Annotated in this window: 9 protein-coding genes; 8 read left to right on the top strand and 1 reads right to left on the bottom strand. The window is 73.6% G+C overall.

The annotated features are described in order from the left end of the window. Positions 1–16: 16 nt before the first annotated feature. The 4 genes from PKF00_RS33425 to PKF00_RS33410 all read left to right on the top strand — a co-directional run bounded on the left by PKF00_RS33425 (position 17) and on the right by PKF00_RS33410 (position 3,990). Positions 17–1,312, top strand: coding sequence for a M1 family metallopeptidase (locus tag PKF00_RS33425; protein ID WP_271221703.1), 1,296 nt, complete (start codon positions 17–19; stop codon positions 1,310–1,312). Positions 1,313–1,451: 139 nt separating this feature from the next. After that, a complete protein-coding gene (locus tag PKF00_RS33420; RefSeq protein WP_271221702.1) occupies positions 1,452–2,726 on the top strand; it encodes an RNA polymerase sigma factor in 1,275 nt (424 codons plus the stop codon). A gap of 42 nt (positions 2,727–2,768) precedes the next feature. Then, positions 2,769–3,188: a ribosomal maturation YjgA family protein gene (locus PKF00_RS33415; protein ID WP_271221701.1), complete on the top strand. Its 420-nt coding sequence runs from the start codon at positions 2,769–2,771 to the stop codon at positions 3,186–3,188. Further along, complete coding sequence (locus PKF00_RS33410) at positions 3,181–3,990, top strand: Fpg/Nei family DNA glycosylase (protein ID WP_271221700.1); 810 nt, start codon at positions 3,181–3,183, stop codon at positions 3,988–3,990. Before PKF00_RS33415 ends, PKF00_RS33410 begins: the two co-directional genes overlap by 8 nt. 168 nt (positions 3,991–4,158) lie before the next feature. On the opposite strand, the gene dapA is transcribed toward PKF00_RS33410, so the two are convergent. Continuing rightward, complete coding sequence (gene dapA / locus PKF00_RS33405; protein ID WP_271221699.1) at positions 4,159–5,031, bottom strand: 4-hydroxy-tetrahydrodipicolinate synthase; 873 nt, start codon at positions 5,029–5,031, stop codon at positions 4,159–4,161. Positions 5,032–5,102: 71 nt separating this feature from the next. On the opposite strand from dapA, the gene PKF00_RS33400 reads away from it, so the two are divergent. From PKF00_RS33400 to PKF00_RS33385, 4 genes are all read left to right on the top strand, one after another. Then, a complete protein-coding gene (locus PKF00_RS33400) occupies positions 5,103–5,972 on the top strand; it encodes a LysR family transcriptional regulator (protein ID WP_271221698.1) in 870 nt (289 codons plus the stop codon). A gap of 253 nt (positions 5,973–6,225) precedes the next feature. Then, positions 6,226–6,660: an Lrp/AsnC family transcriptional regulator gene (locus PKF00_RS33395; protein ID WP_271221697.1), complete on the top strand. Its 435-nt coding sequence runs from the start codon at positions 6,226–6,228 to the stop codon at positions 6,658–6,660. A gap of 193 nt (positions 6,661–6,853) precedes the next feature. After that, positions 6,854–7,411 carry a GNAT family N-acetyltransferase gene (locus PKF00_RS33390; RefSeq protein WP_271221696.1) on the top strand — a complete coding sequence of 186 codons (558 nt, stop codon included), beginning with the start codon at positions 6,854–6,856 and terminating at the stop codon, positions 7,409–7,411. A 169-nt stretch (positions 7,412–7,580) separates the two neighbouring features. Then, the gene (locus tag PKF00_RS33385; protein ID WP_271221695.1) at positions 7,581–10,934 is read left to right on the top strand and encodes an ATP-binding protein; all 3,354 of its coding nucleotides are present in this window, start codon (positions 7,581–7,583) and stop codon (positions 10,932–10,934) included. Positions 10,935–10,937: the final 3 nt, after the last annotated feature.

Raw genomic sequence — 10,937 nt, 5'->3', positions numbered from 1 at the left:
AGCACTGAGGAAACACGTGGTTCCGAGCACCCCCCGTCCTTCCTACTTCCCCACGCACGGCGACGACGGGTACCGGGTCGAGCACTACGACCTGTCTCTGGACTACCGGGTCGGCCCCAACCGGCTCGGCGGGGTCGCCCGGCTCTCCGCGAGGGCGCTGCGTCCGCTGACCCGTCTCTCCCTGGACCTGGGCCCGTTCCGGGTCGACGGGGTGACGGTCAACGGCAGACCGGCGCGGTTCCTCCACCGCGGCGGCAAGCTCCACGTCTCCCCGAAGACGCCGGAGCGGCTCGCCCCCGGGCCGTTCGTCGTCGAGGTGCGCTACGCGGGCAACCCCCGCCCCGTCGCCAGCCACTGGGGCGAGCTGGGCTGGGAGCAGCTCAGCGACGGCGTGATCGTGGCCAGCCAGCCGATCGGAGCCCCGTCGTGGTTTCCGTGCAACGACCGCCCCGACGACAAGGCCGCCTACCGGATCTCGGTGACGACGGCCTCGCCGTACACCGTGATCGCCAACGGGGAGCTGGTCTCCCGGCGGCGGGCGTCGTCGTCGACCACGTGGGTGTACGAGCAGCCCGAGCCGATGGCCACCTATCTCGCGAGCGTCCAGATCGGCCGCTACCAGCAGGCCGAGCTGGGCGCCAGGGTCCGGCTGGCCTTCCCCGCGGGGCTCGCGGGGAAGGCGCGCAACGACTTCGGCAGGCAGAGCCAGATGCTGACGGTCTTCGGCGAGCGGTTCGGGGCCTACCCCTTCGGCTCGTACACCGCGGTGGTCGTGGACGACGAGCTGGAGATCCCGATCGAGGCCCAGGGCATGTCGATCTTCGGCGCGAACCACGTGGACGGCAGGCGCGGCGAGGAGCGGCTGGTCGCCCACGAGCTGGCGCACCAGTGGTTCGGCAACAGCCTGACGGTCGCCGACTGGCGTGACATCTGGCTGCACGAGGGCTTCGCCTGCTACGCGGAGTGGATCTGGTCGGAGGCCTCGGGGGACGAGTCCGCCGACCACCACGCGGTGCGCTGGCACCGGCGTCTGTCCGCGCTCCCCCAGGACTTCGTGCTCGCCGACCCGGGAGCGCGGCGGCTGTTCGACGACCGCGTCTACAAGCGCGGCGCGCTCGCCCTGCACGCGTTCCGGCGGATCCTCGGCGACCTGGCGTTCTTCGCGCTGCTGCGCGAGTGGACGACGACGAACCGGCACGGGAACGTCACCACGGACATGTTCCTCGACCTGGCGCTGCAGTACACGACGCACTCGTTCGACGGGGTCTTCACCGCGTGGCTGTACGGCTCCCGCCTCCCGCCGCTTCCCTGACCCGGCCGTCGCCTCCGCCTCACGACGACGCGGGCGGAGCCGATCCTGTGCGCGCCCCGCGGAGGCGGCGGGGCTCCCGCCGCGGATCGGGTAGCCTGCCGTCCTGGCATCCCGCCGCCCGCGACAACGAGGTGGAACCGTGGCCGCTGACGAACCCGGCCGGGGCGAGGGCGTTGGAACGCCTCCCGGCGTCGAGGACCTGCTGCGCGAGCTGACGCCGCAGGTCCTCGGCACGCTCGTCCGGCGTCACGGGCAGTTCGACGCGTGCGAGGACGCCGTTCAGGAGGCCCTGCTGGCCGCCGCCGTGCAGTGGCCGAAGGAGGGCGTGCCCGACAACCCCAAGGGCTGGCTGGTCACGGTCGCCTCCCGCAGGCTGACCGACGAGTGGCGCAGCGAGCACGCGCGCAGGCGCAGGGAGGTCACCGCCGCGACGCGGACGCCCGCGGACGAGTCAGTGACGCCGAGCCCCGGCGAGGAGCAGCCGCCCGACCGGGACGACACGCTGACCCTGCTGTTCCTGTGCTGCCACCCCGCGCTCTCCGCCGCCTCCCAGGTCGCGCTCACCCTGCGCGCCGTCGGCGGCCTGACCACGGCGCAGATCGCCCGTGCCTTCCTCGTCCCCGAGGCGACCATGGCCCAGCGCATCAGCCGGGCCAAGCAGCGCGTCAAGACCACCGGCATCCCGTTCCGCATGCCGCCGCAGGACGAGCGGGCCGACCGGCTGCGGGTCGTCCTGCACGTGCTCTACCTGATCTTCAACGAGGGGCACACCTCGACCTCGGGCCCCGAACTGCAGAGCTCCGAGCTGACCGGGGAGGCGATCAGGCTCGTCCGCGCCGTCCACCGGCTGCTGCCCGCGGACGGCGAGGTCGCGGGGCTGCTGGCCCTCATGCTGCTCACCGACGCGCGACGGCCCGCGCGCACCGGCGCGGACGGCGCTCTGGTCCCGCTCGCCGAGCAGGACCGCGACCTGTGGAACCGCAAGCACATCGAGGAGGGCGTCGCGCTCATCACGCGCGCGCTGGCCACGTCGCCGGTCGGCCCCTACCAGCTCCAGGCGGCGATCTCCGCGGTCCACGCGGAGGCCCCGAGCGCGCAGGACACCGACTGGCCGCAGATCCTCGCCCTGTACGGGCTGCTCTCGCGGGTCTCGCCCAACCCCGTGGTCACCCTCAACCACGCGGTCGCCGTCGGAATGGTGCGGGGCCCGCGGGCCGGGCTCGACCTGCTGGAGACCCTGGACGCCGACGGGCAGCTGACCGGTCACCACCGCCTCGACGCCGTCCGCGCCCACCTGCTGGAGATGGCCGGCGACCGCGAGGCCGCCCGTTCCGGCTACCTCGAGGCCGCGCGCCGTACGACCAGCCTGCCCGAGCAGCGCTACCTGGAGGACCGCGCCGCCCGGCTGACCTGATCGTCGTCATGGCCGGGCTCGCGGCCTCGTTATCGTGGTCCCGTGCGCTCCCCCCTCGTCACCCGCCTGTCCCCCTCCGTCCGTGACCGCCTGCCCGCCGCCCTGGCGGCCGTCGTGACCGTCGCCGCCGGGCTGACGGTCCGCGCGGTGACCGACGGCTGGTTCGGCAAGTACGCCGGGGACGCCCTCTACACCGTGCTCATCCACACGCTGGTCCTGTTCGTCGCGCCGCGGCTCTCCCCGGTGAGGGCGGCGCTGTGGGCCCTGGCCGTCAGCTGGGCGGTCGAGTTCGCCCAGCTGACGCCCGTCCCCGCCGCGCTCTCCGAGGCCAGCGTGCTGGCGAGGCTGGTGTTCGGCAGCACGTTCGGCGTCGCCGACCTGGTCGCCTACGCCGTCGGAGCCGTCCTCGCCGCGGCGGGGCACGCCGCCCTTCAGGCCATATCATGGGCGGACCATGCCTGAAGGACACACCATTCACCGGTTGGCCGGGCTGCACCGGCAGATGTTCTGTGGCGAGGTCGTCCACGCCGAGAGCCCCCAGGGAAAGTTCGCCGCGGGGGCGCTCCAGATCGACGGGCGGGTGCTCAGGGAGACCGACGCGCACGGCAAACACCTGCTGCTCGGCTTCGACGACGACCGCTGGCTCCACGTGCACCTGGGGATCTACGGCAAGTACGCCTTCGGCCCGACACCCGCCCCCGCCCCCACCGGAGCGGTACGGCTGCGCCTGAGCGACGCCGAGGAGTACGCCGACCTGCGCGGCCCCAACACCTGCGAGCTCCTGGACCCGGCGGAGAAGAAGGCGCTGCACGGCAGGCTGGGCCCGGATCCGCTGCGCGCGGACGCCGACCCCGAGCTCGCCTGGCGGCGGATCAGTCGCAGCCGCACGTCCGTCGGGATCCTGCTGATGGACCAGTCGGTCGTGGCGGGCGTCGGCAACATCTACCGCGCCGAGGCGCTGTTCCGGCAGGGGATCGACCCCGCCCGCCCGGGGCGCGACCTCACCCGCGAGCAGTGGACGGCGATCTGGGACGATTTGGTGCTGCTCATGGCCGACGGGGTGCGCGTCGGCCACATCGACACGGTCAGGCCTGAGCACACCCCGGAGGCGATGGGCCGCCCGCCCCGCGTCGACGAGCACGGCGGCGAGGTCTACGTCTACCGGCGTTCCGGCATGCCCTGCTTCCTGTGCGGCTCGGAGGTCAGGACCGGGGTGCTCGCCGGCCGCAACCTGTTCTGGTGCCCGAGCTGCCAGGGTGCCTGACCCGGGCGCGTACCCGCGGAGTCGCCGGGGGCCGCGTCGCGTGAGGGCGGGCGCGGGAGGCCGTCACGACACTCGCGGCGGCCGCCCCCGCCTGCCCCCGGTCTCCCGGCGACGGCCGGCCGGGAGGCGAAGCGGGGAGGCGAAGCGGGGAAAAGGGTGGCCTCGCGGTCAGAGCAGGCGCAGCGCGGCCTCGACGGAGTCCCGGCTCGCCGGGACCAGGGGAAGCCTGACCGAGGCGGTGGGGATGCGGCCCTGGGCGTGCAGCACTCCCTTGATCACGGTGGGGTTGGGCTCGGCGAACATGCTCGCGGACATGACGGAGAGACGGTGACCGAGGGCGCGCGCGTGGGCGACCTCGCCGGAGCGCCAGGCCTCGACCAGGTCGACGAACAGGCGGGTGTGCAGGTGGGCCGAGGCGAGGATGCCTCCCGAGGCGCCGAGGGCCAGCAACGCGGAGAAGAACGGGTCGTCTCCGGCCAGCACCGCGAAGTCCTCCGGCGGGTCGGCCAGCAGGGTGACGGTGTCCTGGTCGACGCCGCCGACCGCGTGCTTGACCCCGGCGACCATGGGCAGCTCTCCCAGTCGCCGCAGGGTGGCGGCGCCCACGGACTGGCCGGTCCGGTAGGGGATGTTGTAGACCACGATCGGCACGGGGGTCTGCTCGGACAGCGCGGTGAAGTGGGCGAGGACCCCGACCTCGGAGGGGCGGACGAACGACGGCACGGTGACCAGCGCGGCCGTCACCTCGGGCCACTCCTTCAGGGCGCGCAGCGCCTCGGCGGAGCTCCGGGTGTCGCTCGACCCCGCGCCGACGACCAGTTCGGCCCCGCGTTCCCGGCACACCCTGGCGCACAGCTCGACGACCGCCCGCCGCTCCTCCTGCGTGAGCGTGGCGACCTCGGCGGTGGTGCCGAGCGCGACCAGCCCTGCGGCGCCCTCTTCGAGCGCGGCGTGCGCGAGGCCCTCGAGCGCCTCGAAGGCGATCTCGCCGTCCTCGGCGAACGGGGTGATCAGAGGAAGGTAAACACCGCTGAGAGTCATGGCTCCAGCCTCGCGGCCGACAACCATGCAGGTCCAGTTCTGTTTTCTTCCGAGAGTATTAAGCTGAGCTGATGCTCGATGTGCGACGACTCCGCCTGCTCCGCGAACTGTCCTACCGGGGCACGATCGCGGCGGTCGCCGAGGCCCTGATGTTCACCCCCTCCGCGGTCTCCCAGCAGCTCGCCGCGCTGGAGCGGGAGGCGGGGGTGGCGCTGCTCGAGAGGACGGGCAGGCGGGTGGTCCTCACCCCGGCCGGGATCGCGCTGGTGGGACACGCGGAAGCCGTGCTCGAACGCCTCGAGCAGGCCTCGGCCGAGCTGGCCACCGCCCGCACCGGCCTGGCCGGGACCATCAGGATCGGCGCGTTCCCCACCGCGACCCGCACCATCCTGCCCGCCGCCCTGGCCGCTCTCGGCCGTGACCACCCCGCTCTCGAGCCGATGGTGGACGAGATCGACCCCGCGGAGGTCGCCCCCCGGCTGCGGGCAGGCGACCTGGACGTCGCCCTCGTCCACGAGTACGACTTCGTGCCCGCGGCCCCGGACCTCGCACTGGACACCGAGCCGCTGCTGGAGGAGCCGATGTATCTCGCCTCCGGCGACGACGGCGACTCACTCGTGCGGCGGCGCGACGCCTCCTGGATCGTGTCGAAGCCCGGCACGCTGTGTTACGAGATGACCGTGCGGGCCTGCCAGGCGGCCGGGTTCGCCCCCAGGATCCGCCACCACATCGACGACTTCGCCGCCGTGCTCGCGATGGTCTCGGCCGGGCAGGGGGTCGCGCTCGTGCCCGAGCTCGGGGCCGCCGACCCGCCGGAGAACGTCCGGCTCACCGAGCTGCCCATGCGGCGCCGTACGCAGATCGCCTTCCGGCGGGGAGCCGCGGCCCACCCGGCGCTCGCCGCCTTCACCGGGGCGCTGCGCTCGTCGATCTCCCGTTGACCGGCCCCTCCGTCCGCCCCTCCGCCCGGACCGCGCCCGCGGACGCTCAGCGCGACCACGAGATCACCTGATGTGGCAGGAAGGCCGGGCGGGCCACACCTCGCCCCCCCACGGCGTGGATCACCACGACCGGCCAGCCGCTTGACACGCGCGGAAATCCATGGAATGAAGGCGATTCCAGATTTACGCCTTTGGAACACAAGGCACTGGAAGCATTCGGGTTAGCAGATGACGGAGCGTGATAGTGGACACGATGGACTGGACACTCCTGGCCGAGCTGCAGAGCGACGCGCGGCTGTCCTACAGCGAGCTCGCCCGGAGGGTTCACATGTCGGCTCCCGCGGTCGCGGAACGGGTGCGGCGTCTGGAGGAGACAGGAGTGATCACCGGCTACCACGCGCGGGTCGATCCGGCGCTGGCGGGACGCGGGGTGGCCGCGCTGATCAGGATGTCGTGTTACGGGCCGCGCTGCGTGCTCCGCGACGACCAGGCGCTGGCCTGGCCGGAGATCCTGGAGGTGCACCGGGTGACCGGCGACACCTGCTGTCTGCTCAGGGTCGCCGCCTCCTCGATGACCGCCTTCGAGGAGCTGATCGACAGGCTCGCGCCGTACGGTCACCCGTCGAGCATGATGGTCCTGTCCAGCCCGGTTCCCTGGCGTCCGCTCTCCCCCGCCGACGGAGGCTGAGCCCCGCCCCTTCGCACCCCGTACGGGAAGGCTGTGGATCTTAGCGGAGAGGGTGTTTCCCGTCATCGCCTCCAGCCGGATTTTCCACCTGACGGAACCACGCCGGGCGACTATCCACATTTGTTACCTGTGGGATAGTTGTCATGCGGAACGATCTCTAGCGGGGAGACCTCTGAGGCGTTAGCGTCTGCGCATGCGCCACGTTGAGATCACCGGCAAAAGGCTCCGTCTGAGGGAAGTCACCGTCGATGACGTGGACGCGTTACACGCCGTGTACGGCGATCCGACGGCGACAGAGCATCTGCCGTTCGACCCTCGCACCCGCGAGGAGGTCGAGGGGATCGTCGCCGAGGCGCTGAGGGCGGCGGAGGTCGAGCCCAGGCGGCTGTACGTCCTGGCGGTGACCGATGTCGAGGACAGCAGGACCATCGGCGTCGCCAGACTGCACATCGAGGCCGACCACCCCCACAGCGCGGAGATCGGCATGGGCCTGCGCCCCGACCACTGGGGCAGGGGCATCGGCACCGACCTGGTCCGGCTGATCCTGGTGTTCGGTTTCCGGCACCTGCGCCTGCACCGCATCTGGGGCGCGAGGTCTCCGGCGAACACCGCCGCCCAGCTCACGATGCTCGTCGCGGGGATGGTCGAGGAGGGCAGGATCAGGCACCACGTGCGCGCACGCGGCGCCTGGCGTGACTCCGTCGTCCACTCGGCCCTCGAGGACGAGTGGGAGGGCTACCGGGACGTCTGAGCCGGCGTCCGGCTTTCCCGTTCCTCGCCCCCTGCCCGCACCACCCGGCGTGCCCGCGCCCCGTCCCGCGTCCCCGTCGCCGGCCGGAGGTCCTCGCGCGGGCTCGCCACGGGCCCGTCCGGCCTCGGCATAGGCTGATGCGAGCACCGCAGCAGACAGACGAGGACACATGGATACGGGGCTGACCTTCCGCCTGTTCGGCGCCTGCGAGGCCGCCGACGCCGCGGGCCGCCCGCTCGACCTGGGCGCCCGCAAGCAGCGCGCCGTGCTGGCGATGCTGGCCCTCGAGCCGGGCCGGGTCGTCCCGCTGGACCGGCTGATCGACGAGCTGTGGGCGGGTGAGGCCCCCTCCGGGGCCACGGGAACGCTCCAGGCGTACATCTCCCATCTGCGCAGGGTGCTCGAGCCTGAGCGCAGGCCCCGCACGCCGCCGCGGATCCTGCTCACCCGCGAGCCCGGCTACCTGCTCGCCGTCGCCCCGGGTCAGGTCGACCTGACGCGCTTCACCGCGTGGGCCGAGGACGGCGGGCGCGCGCTGGCGCGCGGGGAGCACGGCGAGGCCCGCAGGGTCCTGGACCGGGCGCTGGCCCTGTGGCGAGGCAACCCCCTGGAGGAGTTCACCGGCCTCGAGTTCGCCCAGCCCGTGACCGCCCGCCTCGCGGAGGTGCGCGTCGCGGCCGTCGAGGACCGGTTCGAGGCCCTGCTCGCGCTGGGCGAGGGCGCGGCGTGCGTGCCCGACCTGGAGTCGCTGGTGGAGGAGCACCCCTACCGGGAGCGGTCGTGGGGGCTGCTGGTGCTGGCGCTGTACCGCGTCGGCAGGCAGGCGGACGCGCTCGGCGCGCTGCGCAGGGCCCGCGAGCGGCTGGCCGAGGACCTCGGCATCGAGCCTGGGCCGCAGCTGCGACGGCTCGAGGAGGCGGTGTTCGGGCAGGCCCCCGAGCTGGAGATCCCGGCCGCGCCGGTGGCGGCGAGACCGGTCGAGCCCGCGGTCAGCGAGAAACTGGTCGCCCGCGACGCCCAGCTCCGCCTGGTGCGGGAGCGGCTGACCGGCGTACGGCGCGGCGACGGGGGCGTGCTGCTGGTCACCGGCGAGGCGGGCATCGGCAAGACCAGGCTCGCCCAGGCCGCCGCGGAGGAGGCCGCGGCGCGGGGCTTCCGGGTGGCCTGGGGACGCTGCCTCGACGACACGGCTCCGGCGTTCTGGCCGTGGATCCAGGTGCTGCGGGAGTGCGGCGACGGCGCGGGACCGCTGTCCGGCGAGGCACCCGGGCACGGCCGGGACCCGGACGTCGCGCTGTTCGAACTGTACGAGTCGGTCGTGTCCGCGCTGACCGGCACGGGCGGGCCGCTCATGGTGATCCTGGACGACCTGCACTGGGCCGACGTCTCCTCGCTGCGGCTGCTGGGCTTCGTCGCCGGCGAGCTGGCCCGCCACCCGGTGCTCGTGGTGGCCACGCTCAGGCCCGAGCCGGGCGAGCACCCCGAGCAGCTGCGCGACACGCTCGGCGCGCTGTCCAGGGAGCGGGCGACCGAGCGGATCGAGCTGACCCCGTTCGACGCCGACGACGTGTCGTCCTACCTGCGCCTGAGACTGGTCGCCGAGTCCCCGGAGCTGGTCGGCGCGCTGCTCGAGCGCAGCGGCGGAAACCCCTTCTACCTGGGCGAGCTGCTCCGCCTCAGGGAGAGCGAGCAGGGACTGTCCTCGGCGCTGCCGCCGGGAGCGCGCGACGTCATCGCGCGCCGCGTCGCCAGGCTTCCCGAGCAGACGCGGGAGGTGCTCGGGATCGCCTCGGCGGCCGGTCGCGACGTCGAGGTCGACCTGCTCGCGGCCGTCACGGCGACGCCGGTGGAGGAGGTGATGTCGCTGCTGGAACCGGCGGTGGCGACCGGGTTGCTGTCGGAGGTTCCGGACGGCTTCGACTACCGCTTCTCCCACGCGCTGGTGCGCGACGCGCTGTACTCGGGCCTCGGCCGCCTGGCGCGGGCCCGGCTGCACCTGAGGATCGCCCTGTGCCTGGAGGCGCTGCCGGGGGTCGAGCCGGTGCGGCTGGCGCGCCACTTCGCCGCGGCGTCGAAGGCCGGGGGCGCGGCGAAGGCCGTCGAGCACGCCCGCCGCGCCGCGCGGCACGCCTCGGCGCGGCTCGCCTACGCCGAGGCCGTCGAGCTGTGGGAGCTCGCGCTCTCCTGCCTGCCGCCCGGCGACGAGGCGGGCCGGTGCGCCGTGCTGACCGGGCTGGGGCAGGCCCGCCGCACCGTGGGGAACGCGGAGGAGGCCTTCCGCGACCTGGAGGAGGCGATCGGCCTGGCCCTGCGCACGGGCGACCGCGCGGCGCTGGTCTCGGCGATCACCGTGTTCGGCGGGCTCACCGTGTGGAACTGGCGTCCCTACGGCGTGGTCGACGAGGGGATGGTCACCGTTCTGGAGGACCTGCTGGCCGGGCCGCTGGACGAGGCCGACAGGGCGGCGCTGCTGGGCACGCTGGGCATGGAGCTGTACTACGGCTCCCGGCGGGCCGAGGGCGAGCGGCACGCGGCCGAGGCGGTGGAGGTCGCCCGGGGTCTCGGCGACCCCGGGCTGCTCGCGCGCACCCTCAACAACTACCTGCTGGTGAGCTGGACGCCGGGGCGCAACGCCGAGCGGCTGGACGCGGCCGGGGAGATGCTGGCCGTCCCCGGCCTGCCGAGGGCGGCCCAGCTCGTGGCGCGGGTGCTGAGGATGGCCTGCCTGCTGCGCACGGGAGACCTGGCGGGGTGGGACCGTGACCTGGCCCGCTGCGAACGGCTCCTGGACGAGGTCCGCCGCCCCGAGCTTGAGGCGATGGTGCGCATCGCCGAGACCGCCAGGTGCACGCTCGACGGGCGCTGGGCGGACGCCGAGGCGCTGCTGTCCCTGTTCGGCGACGTCCGGTACGGCTCCAGCCTCTGGCAGGGCGCCGAGTTCCGCAGGCTGGTGACGACGTTCACCTGTGAGTGGGGGCGCGGACGGGGCGCCGGGCTCGCCAGGCTCGCCGACGAGCTGGTCGCGGCCGCCGAGCAGCCCGCGATGCTCCCGCTGCGCCCCGTCGCCGTGCTGGCCGCGATGGAGGCGGGACGGGGGGACCTCGCGCGGGAGCTGACTGGGCGCTGGGGCGCCGAGGTCGGGGAGGACTGGATCGCCGACTTTCTCGTCCCCGTCTGGGGACTCGTCTCGGCCGGGCTCGGCGTGCCCGACCCCGGGCCGCTCTACGAACGGCTGCTGCCGTACGCCGACCAGCTGATCGTGGCGGGCACGGGCTGCGCCGCCTGGGGGTGCGTCCACCACGTGCTGGCCGGTCTGGCCTCGCGACTCGGCCGTACGGCCGCCGCGCGGGAGCACGCGCGCGCGGCGGCGGGCAGGCATCGCGAGCTGGGCCTCGCCCACTGGGAGGAGCGGAGCCTGGCTCTGCTGGGCGACCTCGAGGCGGGTCGCGCGGCGGGATCACCCCCTCCCGGAGATGTCGTGACGGAATTGCTGCCTTTTTCGCCAACAAAGAGCGTGAAATAGGCC

Source organism: Streptosporangium carneum (genome assembly GCF_027922005.1).
Taxonomy (GTDB): Bacteria; Actinomycetota; Actinomycetes; order Streptosporangiales; family Streptosporangiaceae; genus Streptosporangium; species Streptosporangium carneum.
The sequence above is the reverse complement of the archived record's forward strand: the minus strand, read 5'-3'. Positions and strand labels throughout refer to the sequence as shown.